This window comes from Paenibacillus sp. WC2504 (assembly GCF_052682475.1).
Map to the genome: position 1 here is coordinate 2,848,734 of NZ_JBQZFH010000001.1, position 13,899 is coordinate 2,862,632.

At 48.0% G+C, this 13,899-nt stretch carries 13 protein-coding genes; all 13 read left to right on the forward strand.

What is annotated here, in order from left to right:
- Nucleotides 1-92: 92 nt before the first annotated feature.
- Nucleotides 93-995, forward strand: coding sequence for an SMP-30/gluconolactonase/LRE family protein (locus ACUN27_RS12375; RefSeq protein ID WP_445558991.1), 903 nt, complete (start codon nucleotides 93-95; stop codon nucleotides 993-995).
- Nucleotides 996-999: 4 nt separating this feature from the next.
- Nucleotides 1,000-1,812 (forward strand): MBL fold metallo-hydrolase, encoded by an 813-nt coding sequence (locus ACUN27_RS12380; RefSeq protein WP_315952501.1) that lies wholly within the window; start codon nucleotides 1,000-1,002, stop codon nucleotides 1,810-1,812.
- A gap of 220 nt (nucleotides 1,813-2,032) precedes the next feature.
- Nucleotides 2,033-2,893, forward strand: coding sequence for an AraC family transcriptional regulator (locus ACUN27_RS12385; RefSeq protein WP_315952500.1), 861 nt, complete (start codon nucleotides 2,033-2,035; stop codon nucleotides 2,891-2,893).
- Nucleotides 2,894-4,085: 1,192 nt separating this feature from the next.
- Nucleotides 4,086-6,047: an ABC transporter substrate-binding protein gene (locus ACUN27_RS12390; protein WP_315952499.1), complete on the forward strand. Its 1,962-nt coding sequence runs from the start codon at nucleotides 4,086-4,088 to the stop codon at nucleotides 6,045-6,047.
- A gap of 100 nt (nucleotides 6,048-6,147) precedes the next feature.
- Nucleotides 6,148-7,146, forward strand: a complete 999-nt coding sequence (locus ACUN27_RS12395) for an ABC transporter permease (protein WP_127450180.1) — start codon at nucleotides 6,148-6,150, stop codon at nucleotides 7,144-7,146.
- A complete protein-coding gene (locus ACUN27_RS12400; protein ID WP_326060878.1) occupies nucleotides 7,143-8,303 on the forward strand; it encodes an ABC transporter permease in 1,161 nt (386 codons plus the stop codon). The genes ACUN27_RS12395 and ACUN27_RS12400 overlap by 4 nt, the downstream gene beginning before the upstream one ends.
- 12 nt (nucleotides 8,304-8,315) lie before the next feature.
- Nucleotides 8,316-9,350, forward strand: a complete 1,035-nt coding sequence (locus ACUN27_RS12405) for an ABC transporter ATP-binding protein (protein WP_326060877.1) — start codon at nucleotides 8,316-8,318, stop codon at nucleotides 9,348-9,350.
- Nucleotides 9,347-10,372 carry an ABC transporter ATP-binding protein gene (locus ACUN27_RS12410; RefSeq protein WP_315952495.1) on the forward strand — a complete coding sequence of 342 codons (1,026 nt, stop codon included), beginning with the start codon at nucleotides 9,347-9,349 and terminating at the stop codon, nucleotides 10,370-10,372. Before ACUN27_RS12405 ends, ACUN27_RS12410 begins: the two co-directional genes overlap by 4 nt.
- A complete protein-coding gene (locus ACUN27_RS12415; RefSeq protein WP_315952493.1) occupies nucleotides 10,369-10,767 on the forward strand; it encodes a hypothetical protein in 399 nt (132 codons plus the stop codon). The genes ACUN27_RS12410 and ACUN27_RS12415 overlap by 4 nt, the downstream gene beginning before the upstream one ends.
- Complete coding sequence (locus ACUN27_RS12420) at nucleotides 10,751-11,206, forward strand: hypothetical protein (protein ID WP_315952491.1); 456 nt, start codon at nucleotides 10,751-10,753, stop codon at nucleotides 11,204-11,206. Before ACUN27_RS12415 ends, ACUN27_RS12420 begins: the two co-directional genes overlap by 17 nt.
- Before the next feature lie 27 nt (nucleotides 11,207-11,233).
- Nucleotides 11,234-12,055, forward strand: coding sequence for a sugar phosphate isomerase/epimerase family protein (locus ACUN27_RS12425; RefSeq protein WP_315952490.1), 822 nt, complete (start codon nucleotides 11,234-11,236; stop codon nucleotides 12,053-12,055).
- 50 nt (nucleotides 12,056-12,105) lie between these two features.
- The gene (locus ACUN27_RS12430) at nucleotides 12,106-12,864 is read left to right on the forward strand and encodes a DeoR/GlpR family DNA-binding transcription regulator (RefSeq protein WP_315952772.1); all 759 of its coding nucleotides are present in this window, start codon (nucleotides 12,106-12,108) and stop codon (nucleotides 12,862-12,864) included.
- A 75-nt stretch (nucleotides 12,865-12,939) separates the two neighbouring features.
- A complete protein-coding gene (locus ACUN27_RS12435; protein WP_445558992.1) occupies nucleotides 12,940-13,896 on the forward strand; it encodes a helix-turn-helix domain-containing protein in 957 nt (318 codons plus the stop codon).
- Nucleotides 13,897-13,899 lie beyond the last annotated feature (3 nt).

Below are 13,899 nucleotides of genomic sequence, written 5' to 3' on the forward strand. Positions count from 1 at the left end.
GAAAGCCCTTTCTTTTTTTGTGGAAAGGCATTCCTGCTTCTTCCAATTCGTACGAGGACGGTTTACAATAACGGAAGAGGAGTTGATGTCTAATGGGTTCGAAGAACGTACAGCTGGTTCTGGACGCTAAAGCCACTCTAGGAGAAGGGCCAAGCTGGAACGAGGAGGAGAAAGCGCTTTATTGGGTTGATATTGTAGGAGAAAAGTTTTGCAGGTTTTATCCGGAGACCGGTCAAAATGAGTCCTTTCTTATTGGTGAATTTGTAGGAGCAGTTGTTTGCGCCGGGAAAGATGAGTTCGTTTTGGCGACACAATCCGGTTTCCAGTCCTATCACATGAAACAGCGCACTTTAACACCTCTCGTTGATCCAGAAGCACACTTGCCTTCCAATCGGTTTAACGATGGAAAATGTGATAGCCATGGCCGGTTCTGGGCGGGAACGATGGAAATCATTGAAAAAGGGGCGACAGGCTCCCTCTATGTACTTGAAACAGATGGCAGCTACCGCAAAGTTCACGAAGACGTGGGTGTATCGAACGGGATTGCCTGGAGTCTTGACGAAAATGAGATGTACTATATTGATTCGATGAGAAAACAAGTGTTAGTTTTTGAATTTGACGCGGAAAAAGGAGAAATTAGCCGTCCTAGATTATTAATCGATTTCGCTGGCGAGCAAGGATTTCCAGACGGTATGACGATTGATGCGGAAGGGATGCTCTGGATTGCACACTGGGATGGCTGGCAGGTGTCACGCTGGAATCCCCGCACAGGCATGAAACTGGAGAGCATCGCGGTCCCCGCAGCGAAAGTAACTTCGTGTATTTTTGGCGGAGATGAGCTGGACACTTTATACATAACGAGCGCACGAAAAGGGCTGGAGGACGAAAAAGCAGGAGATCAGCCTCATGCCGGTGGCATTTTTGCAGTCAAACCTGGCGTTAAAGGAACGAAGACGCATGCATTCGGTACACCATATATCCAGCAAAAGGAGTAGTTTTATGTCAGTAGAATCTAATCAGCTAACCATTCAGTATATTGGACAGGTTGGCGTTATTTTGCGAAAAAACGACATGGCCATAGCCATTGACCCGTATTTGACGGATTCTGTCGATCAACTCGGAGGGTCTCCCGATAGGTTCTGGGTGAGAAGATATGCACCGCCGGTGAAACCCGAAACATTGACGGATCTGGATCTTGTCCTTTGTACGCACGAACATATGGATCATATGGATCCGGCGACGCTGCGGGTTATTGCGGAGGCGTCTCCGCATTGCCGCTTCGGCGCTCCTAAGGTTTGCTTGCCGGCACTGGAGGCAATGGGAATTGCACCTAATCGGCTGCAGGCGCTTGGTGTTCAAGAGGCTTGGCCGTTCGCTGAAGGGCTGAACATTCAACCGATACCTGCGTGGCATGAAGAGCGTGTGCAGGATGAAGCGGGCTGGGACCATTATTTGGGCTACATGCTCGAATGGGACAATTTATGTCTCTATCATGCAGGCGATACGCTTTTGACGGATGAATTGGTGAATACGCTGTCGGGTTACACGATTGATGTAGGCTTCCTGCCGATTAATGGCCGAGATATTTTCCGCAACAGACTTGGCGTCGTTGGCAATATGAATGCTTTGGAAGCGGCAGATTTGGCTGCGCATCTTCGTTTTGACATTGTGGTGCCTGTTCACTTTGATATGTATCCTAATAATAGCGAAGGCATTTCGCCGTTCGTAGACCGATTGTATCAGAAGCATCTGGGGCAGAAATTTCATATTTTTCAACCAGGTGAGACACTTTTGTATAGGAAAACGAGATAGATTGCGATCAGTAATTAAGGCCTCTCAGTGTCCGAGTTAGCACGAAGGGGCCTTGGTTTCGGATTATTCGACACATCTGTGCGTTGAAAATAGGCCATAAGGCTATTGCAACTAAGCACATCTTCATCTTCAGGTATCCCATGTGATGTGATATGCTGAAGAGGCTGGTACGCACCTAAACAGCTGCTAACATGACCATTATGAATGGAGTGTTGTTCAGATGAAAATGTACCAATCCGTTGACTATATCCAGCAGACTGAGAAAATTGCGCTTTACAAGCTTCATCAACAGGCGAATGAGCCGGAGCATACGCACAATTTCATCGAGCTGGTTTATATCTGGCAGGGAGCAGGGTACCATCAAGTGAATGGGAAGTCATTTGCCGTGCAGCGCGGGGATTTTTTGTTCATGAATGTTGGCGACCGGCATTCGTTTGAAATTCAAAAGAACATGCAGTATATGAACATTTTGCTGGATCCTGAGTTTCTAAGCAATCGATTGCAGGCTACCGAAAGCGCTTCCGATTTTCTCCCGCTCATGTTGTTTCAGGAGTTCAAGTCCTCACTTGCGAATCCTTCGCCTCACGTCACGTTCAGAGGGAAAAACATGATTGAGGTCGAGCAGCTGCTCGAAACGATGTATGCGGAATATTGCGGTAAAAAGAGCGGTTATTTAGCTATGCTTCACGGCTATGCGACATTGTTATTGACGCGTATGCTCAGGTCGATGCAAGAAAATCTACATAACTCGGAATTGCGTACGGCTTATCACATGCTTCCTCAGTTGCTGTCCTATATCGAGGAGCACTATGCGGGGCATATTACGCTGAATGATTTGGCGCGCGAGAGCTTTTATTCCCCTTATTATTTGAGTAAAATGTTCAAAGATTGCCTGGGGTTCACCTTCACGGAATACGTTCACGACGTCAGGCTGCGCGAAGCGAAGCGAATGCTGCTGGAAACGAAGGATTCTGTCGAATCCATCGGACGAAGCGTCGGTTATGAGGATAAAACGCAGTTTTTCCGCCTGTTTAAGCAGACCTTAGGGATGACGCCTCAGCAGCTTAGGAAGCAGATGTGAAAGTGTACGCGTAGAGCGGCTATGAGGGATGAGTGAGCAAGAGCAAGCAAGCGCAAGTGCAGATAAGATGGAACAGTGAAATAAAGGAATGACAAAGAATTACGTTTGTAAACGCTTAATATGGATGTTAGGCCTGCTCCGTTTCTGGGGCGGGCTTTTTGTGTTTAGGGTAGGTTATGGCGACTGTGTTGGAAGTCCGCTGACTGTTAAGCGTGTTTTGCGATGTTAAGTGATCCGTGTGGAGTGAATAGCATGCGTTAGCGATGAAAAACATCGTTACAGGGCGGAGCATGCAAGTTGGGAGGACAGTAACGATAGCTAAGCGTGTTTTTCATCGTTACAGCAGGTAATTGGTGCGCTCAGCACGAGTTAGCGATGGAAAACATCGTTACAGAGGTGGGGCATGCAAGTTGGGAGGGCAGTAACGATAGTTAAGCATGTTTTTCATCGTTACAGCAGGCAACTGGTGCGGTCAACATGAGTTAGCGATGAAAAACATCGTTACAGGGCGAAGCATACAGATATGAGCCCCCCGGCGAGAGATAGCGTGTTTAAGAGCTAAAAGCTGTGCAGCCTCATCGGACAAAATCCAATGAAAACCCCTAAAAGGCTTTTAAATTGCTCATTTCATTGGACAAAATCCAATAGGACAGCAATATCCAGCGCTATAGCGGCACGATTATCTGATGTCATTGGATTTCATCCAATAAAATTAATACTCTAGCCCTCAAATCATTAGGTTCATTGGATTTCGTCCAACGAACCCATTCAAGAGCTCTGCATTGGCATTGCGCACTGTCGATGCACTCGGTAACAAGGCTTAACCTTGTTACTGGCTTCACAGCTCGCCTGCCGTCAAAGCCCAAGTCCTGTTGTGACTTTGTGGGACTTTCTTTGCGTTTGCCTGACTCAAACTAAGAGTCCAGAAAATGCCTCTAGGCAGGCTTCATGAGGAGGCGGCATTTTTTCATTTTCATAGCCGCAAATGATGTCGAGAAGATGTTGGTAGCGGTTACATGTTGTGCGCAAAAAGCCGAATCGGTCTAATCTTGTCGAATCTTAACGATGAGTAGTGTGTTTAGTGAAGATAGTGAATTTTCAGAAAATAAGGTTGATTATTAGGGGCAATCTCCATAACAATGAGGATGAGTCCACAAACTCAAAAACATTTTAGGAAATCGGAGGGTTGCAAATGAAGTCAAGGAGGAAGTCGATTATTTTACTCCTGGTTTCAGCACTCATGTTGACGCTTGTACTTGGGGGGTGTCAAGACAGTCCAGCTTCGACGACTCCAGCGCCAACGACTGCTGCCGTACAAGCAACGAAAGCGCCGGATCCAACAAAAGCACCTGACGGTGGAGGCGGACAACCTGCGCAATTGACAGCGTTCAAGGAATCGCCGGTTTTGGCGTCAAAAGGACTGCCACCCGTGAAAGATCGCTTGCCGAGCGATTATAAATTCACGAATGAATTACCGGAGAGCCAAATGAAATACGAAATCGGTACGTATGGCGGTGTTTTGAGAACGGTTACATCCGCTCCGGACTGGGATGCTGACGTTTTCGTTATGAACAACGAACCGCTGCTTAACACGCCGGGTATTCTCGGTGATCAGATCACAGGTAACGTGCTCAAAGATTACAAAGTCAGCGATGATCAAAAAACATTCACGTTCTCCATGCGCAAAGGGCTGAAATGGTCCGACGGTCAACCGGTTACAACGGAAGACGTGAGATTTACAGTCGAGGATATTTTGAACAATACGGAGCTGACGCCGATCTTCCCTGTATGGTTGCGTGGCGGCGGTGAAGCCGATGCAGCTCCGATGAAACTGGAAGTAATCGACGATCTGAACTTCAAGTTGGTCTTTGACCGTCCGTACGGAGGTATCCTGATCCGCTTCGCCATTCAAGGCTGGCGCGGATATACTGAGCTCATCCGTCCTGCGCACTATCTCAAACAGTTCCACAAAAAGTACACGCCACTGGATAAACTGGAACCGCTAATTAAACAAGGAGGTTTCCAACCTGGCGAATGGTTCAATCTTTTTAACGATAAAGATATTACAAACTGGGAACTTGCGAATAAAAAAGCCGTTGGTTTCCCTGTGCTTTATCCATGGATGATGACCAAATCGACGGAATCTGTAACAACATATGAGCGCAACCCGTACTATTTCAAAGTAGATACTGCAGGTAACCAATTGCCTTATATCGACAGCATTCAGAGTACGCTCGTACAGGACATTGAGATGGTTGGTTTGAAAACGATTGCAGGTGAAGTCGACTTCTCCAGGGAGTCAGCAGCTCTGATCAAAATGCCGCTTTATCGTGAAAATGAGAAAAACGGCTACAAAGCATTGCTGGCCAACATGCACGTGACGCCAACGGATATTTTCTTGAACGAAACGTTCAACGATCCGAACTGGCAAAAAGTTGTTCAGGATGTTCGCTTCCGCAAGGCGCTCAGCTTGGCGCTGAACCGCAAAGAGATCATCGACACGATCTACTATGGCTTTGCGAAGCCGGGCAGCATTGAAGATCCGACGTTTGATCTGGCTGCAGCGAATAAATTGCTGGATGAGATGGGCCTCACCAAAGGGGCTGACGGCAAACGTCTTGGACCGGATGGCAAGGTGTTCACGATTCCGTTCGAAGTTGGAGCACAAGCGCCGGATATCGTCCCGTTAACCCAATTAATCGTGGAGATGTGGAAGCAGCTTGGTCTGAACGTCACGATGAAAACAATTGACCAAACGCTTTGGACGACGCGGAATACGAACAATGAGCTGCAAGCGACAATGATTTGGACGCATACACCGCTCTGGTACATGGGCGATTGGGGCACTCAGCTTTGGGGCGCGCAATGGGATCTCTGGCGTACTTCAGGCGGTAAGAACGGTCAAGAGCCGCCTGCAGACATTAAGAACCTATACAAAATGATCAATGACGCTGCAGCTGCGAAACCAGATGATGCGAAGAAAAAAGTAGCAGAAATTAAGCAGGTCATGAAAGACAAGGTCTACTATTTCATTCCGATCTCGGAAGTGAAGCAGCCTCTAATCGTCAATGCGAAGCTGCACAACATTCCGAATGACACCAGCTTTGCGATCGGCGCGAACTTCAGTGGCGAGCAGTTCTTTTATAGCAAATAATTGAACAAGAGCTAGTGCGAGCCCGGGCGACGGCAGGTCGTTTGATCCGGGCTCCACGGTTCGTTCAGAGACAGGTTACATTTTTGGAAGGAGGAATTACATGCTGAATTATATCTCCTATCGGCTTTTGCAGCTTATTCCGCTGCTGATAGCCATCAGTATTATTGTTTTTGTAATCATTCAGCTTCCACCTGGGGATTTCCTAACACAATATATTGCCACCTTAAAACAGTCCGGATCAGCGGTTTCAGAAAGTACGGTTATTAACCTTCAACAGCTTTACGGGTTAGATAAATCATTAATCGTTCAATACATCATTTGGATCAAAAATATTATTCTTCACGGTGACTTGGGTCGTTCCTTTCAATGGAATCAGCCTGTGACAGAAGTCATTGGTCCAAGACTGGCGTTGACAGTTATCATATCGCTCATTTGCTTAGTCTTTGTGTGGCTGATCGCGATTCCAATCGGCATTTATTCAGCGACGCACCAATATTCGGCACTTGACTATGTGTTTACGTTTATAGGCTTCATTGGTCTGGCCATGCCAGGATTTCTCATTGCTTTGATTATCGTGTATGTCATTTTCGCGCAAACAGGCGTTTCGATCACTGGCTTATTCTCAGCTCAATATGTGGATGCTCCCTGGACGATGGACAAAATCTTGAATATGCTGCCTAGGCTCATTATTCCTGTCGTGGTTATCGGCATGTCGGGGACTGCATCGCTGATCCGTATTACACGTGGGATGCTGCTGGATGAGTTGTCGAAGCAGTACGTCATTACGGCTAGAGCCAAAGGTGTTCCTGAGGGCAAGCTGCTGTTCAAATATCCGGTTCGATTAGCCATCAATCCGCTGATTTCAACCATCGGTTGGACACTTCCGGCGCTTATTTCAGGGGAAGCAATCGTCTCGATTGTGCTGAATTTGCAGACAACGGGGCCGATGCTGCTCAAAGCCTTGATGTTCCAGGACGTGTACTTAACGGGAAGCTTCCTGTTGATTCTAAGCGTGATGACGGTTATCGGGACGCTGCTATCCGATATTTTGTTAGCATTCGTTGACCCGAGAATACGCTTCGGGGGTGTTGCGGAATGAGTGCGATAACGACGATTGCGAATCGGTTTCGGAGGACCAAGGTGAGCAACCGAAACCGAGTCGGAGCGGATAATCAATACGAAGTCGCTTCCCAGTGGCAGCTGATGTGGTGGAAATTCATCAAGCATAAAATGGCTGTATTTTCTGCGGTTGTATTGATTTTATTTTATCTGGTGGCGATTTTCTGTGAATTTCTGGCGCCAACGCTGCAGGATGCAAGGTACTCCGATTATAAGAACGCAGCACCGCAACAAATTCATTTTGTCGATCCGAATAACGGATTTCAGCTTAGACCTTTTGTTTACGGGATGAGCGAGAAAGTCGATCCCCAAACGTTTAAACGAACGTTCTCCGAAGATCCGGCGAAGAAATTCGAGATTTATTTTTTCACAAAAGGCGAGCCGTATAAGCTCTGGGGGCTCATCCCCATGGAACGTCACTTGTTTGGTTTGAAAAATCCAAAGGATGCGCTCATTTTGATGGGGACGGATAAGCTGGGGCATGACCTGTTGTCCAGAATCATTTACGGAGCCAGAATTTCGCTCTCCTTCGGACTGCTGGGCATCGTCGTAACCCTCATTTTGGGATTAGTACTAGGCGGCATATCCGGTTATCTTGGCGGTGTTTCGGACACCATCATTCAACGGACAATTGATTTGCTCATCTGTATTCCAACGATTCCGCTTTGGATGGCGCTCACAGCTGCATTGCCAAGAGATTGGACGGCGCTGCAAACGTACTTCGGGCTGATTCTCATTTTTTCCATCATTGGTTGGACTGGACTTGCTCGCGTTGTGCGAGGAAAAATATTGTCTCTTCGTGAAGAGGATTTCACCATGGCGGCCAGACTTGCGGGCGCAAGTGATTTCCGCATCATTCGCAAGCATTTGCTGCCGTCTTTCGCAAGCTACATCATCGTAAACGTGACGCTTTCGATTCCCGGCACGATTCTAGGAGAGACCGCATTAAGTTTCCTTGGGATCGGGCTTCAGGCGCCGGTTGTCAGCTGGGGAGTGTTGCTGCAGGATGCGCAAAACCTGGAAACACTGGCCCATCACCCTTGGCTGCTGTGGCCGGCGGCATTCATTATCTTGACGGTTTTAATGTTTAATTTCCTTGGGGACGGACTGCGCGATGCGGCAGATCCATACAAATAGGAGGTGAAGTGAATGGCAAACGGGGATAACGTCATATTGGAAATGAAGGACGTGAAAGTTCACTTCCATCTGGATGAAGGCGTATTGAAAGCGGTGGACGGCGTTGATCTGCAAATCAAGCGGGGCATGACGCTCGGTATCGTCGGCGAAAGCGGCTGCGGCAAAAGTGTCACATCGCAAGCGCTCTTGCACATTGTGCCCAAGCCGGGCCAAGTGGAAGGCGAGATCAAGCTGCAGCGAAACGGTGCCGGGAGCAATGAATCGGTGGATCTGGTGAAGCTGGACCCGAGAGGGAAGGAAATTCGGGATATCCGAGGCGATGAAATCGCGATGATTTTCCAGGAGCCTATGAAAGCATTCTCTCCGATTCATACCGTAGGCAATCAAATTATGGAAGCGATTTTATTGCATGTGACACAGGATAAAAAAGAAGCTTACCGCTTGGCGGTGGACATCCTGCGCAAGGTCGGCATGTCCAATCCCGAGCAGCGGCTTGCCGAATACCCGCATCAGCTGTCGGGCGGGATGCGGCAGCGGGCCATGATTGCCATGGCACTATCCTGCAATCCCTCGATTCTTATCGCAGACGAGCCGACGACGGCCTTGGATGTTACCGTCCAAGCGCAAGTGCTTCAGTTGATTAATGAGTTGAAAGCTAATCATGATACTTCGGTTATTTTCATCACGCATGACCTTGGGGTTATTGCCGAAATGTCGGACGAAGTAGCGGTCATGTACCTTGGCAAAGTCGTCGAATACACGGATGTAGACTCCTTATTTCATAATCCGAAACATCCGTATACGAAGGCGCTGTTGAATTCGATTCCTGCGATCGGCAGGGAGAACAAAAGGCTGGAATCCATTGAAGGGACCGTGCCGTTCCCGATGAATTTGCCGAAGGGCTGCGGCTTTTATACGCGTTGTAAAATGGCAATCGACGGCGTGTGCAACGTAGCGGATGTACCGCTTGTCGAGGTGAAAAAAGATCATAAAGTTCGCTGCTTATTGGTTGAAACGGAGCTTAAAGAAGCCGAGGTGGTCTCATGACGGTACAAACAGACGAACTCATTCTTGATGTGAGCTATATGCGGAAATATTTCCCGATTAAAAAGGGGTTCTTGCAAAAAAATGTCGGGTATGTCAAAGCGGTCGACGATGTCCAGTTTTATATCCGTCCCGGTGAAACGTTCGGTCTTGTCGGCGAGTCCGGCTGCGGCAAAACAACACTCGGACGCTGTATTCTTCGCGCTATCGAACCAACCTCGGGCTCAGTGCGCTTTCGCGACCGCAAAGGTCAGATGCAGGAAGTGCTGCAGCTCGACGCGAAGGAACTGCGATCGATTCGGCGGGATATGCAGCTCATCTTCCAAGATCCGTACTCCTCACTTAATCCTCGGATGACGGTGCTCAATATTATTGCCGAGCCGCTCGTCTGCAACGGCATGGCGCATGGCGACGAGCTCAAAGAGCGCGTGGCAGAGCTCATGGAGATGGTGGGCTTGAACAGCCGCCATCTGGAGCGGTATCCGCATGCTTTCAGCGGAGGACAACGCCAGCGGATCGGTATTGCGCGAGCATTAGCGACGAATCCCAAGTTCATCGTTTGTGATGAAGCCGTGTCGGCATTGGACGTATCCGTACAGGCGCAGATTATTAACCTGCTGCAGGATTTACAGGAAAAACTGAACTTGTCCTATTTGTTTATCTCTCATGATCTCGGTGTTATCCAGCATATATCTAACCGTGTCGGGGTTATGTATGTTGGCAAAATGGTAGAGACAGCGGCAACGAAAGATTTGTTTGCTGCTCCCAAACACCCTTACACTGAAGCGCTACTCTCTGCGAAGCCGGTACCTGATCCTCGGAAGAAGTCGAACCGCATTATTTTGCAAGGGGAAGTCGCCAACCCGGCGAATCCGCCTTCCGGCTGCTATTTCCATCCGAGATGTGCCTATGCCAAAGACATTTGCAAAAAGCAGGCTCCAGAAATGAAGCAGGTTGGCGATGGGCACTACGCAGCCTGTCATTTTGCAGGGGAGCTTGACCTTAGGGGGGCAACGTCGATATGACGTATATTTTGCTTACGCTGCTGGTTTTCTTCGTCTGTCTTAGTCTCATTATGGTGGGTTCGTTATGGTATATGAGGGTGCTGTTGGAGAAAATGGTCGGAGGCAAGCTGCGCGACTTGGAGACACTAACAGCGACGGGCACAATCCCTGAAACGTGGACGGTCAAATTTAACGAGCGTATGATTCAACATCAAAAGCAGGGAAATACCAAACAAGTAGACCGAATTGAACGATTGGCACGAAAGTCCTATTTAAACAAAATCGGTAAACTAATAGCCTTTGTAAAAAAATCAACACTGGTAGAAAGTGAAGAAGCACGAAAAGCTACGCTGCGTATCCTGCAAAGAGTGGAGCGGGATTGGAGGGACGCTAACTCGTATGGATCCTTTTCTTGAGTTGAAACAGCGTGATCCGTCGGCGGGATATAAATCGGTGGGAATTACCGTTATTACTGCAGCGCTGGGCATAATAAATTGGTTTGAATTGCGGAGCCTGCTGCTGGTTTTGCTGACCTTTTTTGGCGTTAAACGTTCCTCTTGGCAGGCCATTGATAATCTCTCATTTCTGTTCATGGGTGTCGTTTGGCTCGCTTACGTATTCTACTGCCAATATTATTTGAAAAAGAAGGCGGAAGCCAAGCAGGTGCTGCAAGCTTCAGCGATGCTGTTGGCTATACAGCTAGGGATTTTATTTGTATGCAATCTCCTTTCACATGTTTTGCTGAGCGTGCCGTTTGAAACGTACATGTTGCTTTTTTTAATTCTTGAAGGTGTTTTGACTGTCATACTGGGCTGGTTTGCTAGGCATGCGGCTCGCAAAAGAGTCTTACAATAATTTGTAGATAAAGGTGGGTATTCTCTTATGGATGTAGGTGTGGTTTCGCGCAGTTTTCCGCAATTATCAAATGAAGAGGTGGCGGCGCTGCTGGCTGAGCGCGGGTTCAGATGGACAGAGCTTTGCTTCTCCCAAACGGATTCTAACTATTGGCGTTACAACGGGCGGAGTGATCTTAGTGATCTAACGGATAAAAGAAGTCAAGAAATCGTAGAGACCTATCGCAAACATGGCATTGAAGTTGCCTCAATTGGCGTATTTACGAATTTGTTGGAAACGGATGAGCAGGAAATGGAGGCGAATTTGCAGTATTTTGAACGGCATATGCAAATTGCTGCCGGGACCGGCGTACCGGTCGTGGCAACGGAGTGCGGATTCATTCCGGGAAAAAGGGGCATTCAAGCGGATTCGTACGAAAAAGACTTCGAACGTCTCAAACAGCAGATAAGCTGGCTTGGCGAGCGTGCAGGACATTACGGCATTAAGCTTGCGCTTGAACCCTGCGTCTTGGATGTTGTGCCCAGCGCGAAACGAACAGCCGATTTCCTGGCGCAGGTGGGCTCACCGCACGTTCAAGTGCTCCTGGATCCGGCGAATTTAATCGCGAACAGTTCGGAAGAGGAGATGTTCCAGTATTTAGCTCCGCATTTGGCTTACTTTCACGGGAAAGACCGCAAAGTCAATGATACCTACGGGCGCTGCGTTGGGGATGGGGATATTGACTGGAGAAAGCTGCTCGATTTGTATCATGAGCATGCGGAAGGTGTCCCTTTTATTTTGGAATATGTCAATATCCATAATTTCTGTGAAATTCGTGATCGGGTGATCGCGTTTGACCAAGCCCGCTAATTGTCCGCTACAACGAATCGGAAATCTGAAGCTCAGGGAGGTGTTTGATGATGCTAGTCGCGGAAAGGGTTCAGCACATTCTACGGCTGGTTAACGAGCGGGGAAGCATGCGCGTCACTGAACTTAGCCAGATATGCCGGGTTACGGAAGAAACGATCCGCCGGGACTTGGACCGTTTGGAGAACGAAGGCCGACTGCTGCGCAGCTACGGCGGCGCGATTCGTCTGCAGCCGCAAACGTCCGAAACGTCGTATGAGCTGCGGGAAACGGTGCATGTGACGGAAAAGCAGCGTATTTCGGCTCAAGCTGCCAAATTTGTGGAACCGCACGATCGCATCGTCCTCGATGCGAGCTCCACGACATGGCATTTGGCAGAGCTGCTGCCCGACATTCCACTCACCGTCATCACCAACTCCTTGAAGGTGGCTTTGGTTCTAAGCGAGAAAAAGAACGTCAGCGTCATCAGCACAGGAGGCATCCTTGTGCCAAATTCACTTTCTTTCGTTGGACCGCTGACGGAGCAGGCCTTGGAAGAGTATCATGTAAATAAAGCGTTCGTTTCTTGCAAAGGCGTACATATGGAGCGGGGCATCAGCGAGTCGAATGAAATGCAAGCGAGGGTGAAACGGAAAATGATCGGCATGGCCGAACAGGTATTTGTCCTCGCGGATTACAGCAAATTTGATATGCAGGCTTTTACGATGATCGGGGCTTGGAACCAGATTCATCATCTCATTACGGATGAACAAACGCCTCTTGATCACGTTCAGCTGCTCCAGCGTAAGTTCATTAATGTTATTCAAGTTTAAGAGCAAATGAATATGGCGCAATACCCTTGTAAGATGGCTGAAACCGCAATGAAAGCGTGAGTTGGATGCCTTATGATGAAGACAGAAGCAAAGAAAGGAATTGTACATATGGTTAATCTCCTGCGACAAAGTCAATTCATGAAAGACAAGCAAATTCCGTTCTACATTAACCGCTGCTTCCATCATCAAGATAATACGCCATTGGTTCATTCACATGACTTTATCGAACTTGTTTATGTGGTTAGCGGTCAAGCGGATCATGTATTTGAAGGAGAATCCTACCAGATCCAAACGGGCGATGTCTTTATTATTAACCCCGGGGAAGTTCATACGTATCGTACGAAGCCGGGAGAAGGCATCGAGATCATTAATTGTCTCTTCACGCCAGAATTAATTCATGAGTCTCTGCTGAAGGAATTGGGCGTGTCACAGTCCATGGATTACTATTATGTGCATCCTTTCTTAAATACAAGAGAGCGCTTTCATCACAGGTTGAATTTGATGGGGCAAGCATCGAACCATGTTCTTATTTTGCTTGAAACGATGATTTCAGAATGGGAGCATCACCGGCCGGGCTATCTAACGCTCATTAAACTGCAAATGCTCCAGCTTCTCATCCTGTTATCTCGCTGCTATGCGGATTCCACCAACAAGGAGAAAAAGAGCTCAAGATCAGCGAATCATACCATACTTGTGCGCCGGATCACCGGGTTTCTGGAGCGTCATTTTGATAAAAAAATGACCATCCCCGATTTGTGCGAGTTGTTTAATGTGAGTAGCAGGCAGCTTAACAGGGTGTTTAAACAGGAAACGAATCAAACTGTAACGGAACGTATTCATGACATTCGAATTGAACGGGCTAAGCAGTATTTAGTAGAAGGCGATGACAAAGTGATTCATGTCGCCCAGCGTGTTGGCTATGAGGACCCGGCCTTTTTCACACAATTGTTCAGACGGAGGGTCGGATGCTCGCCAGGGCAGTATCGTGATTTACACGGGGAAGTGTTGGAGAACACGCAGGAAATTCAGTAGAAG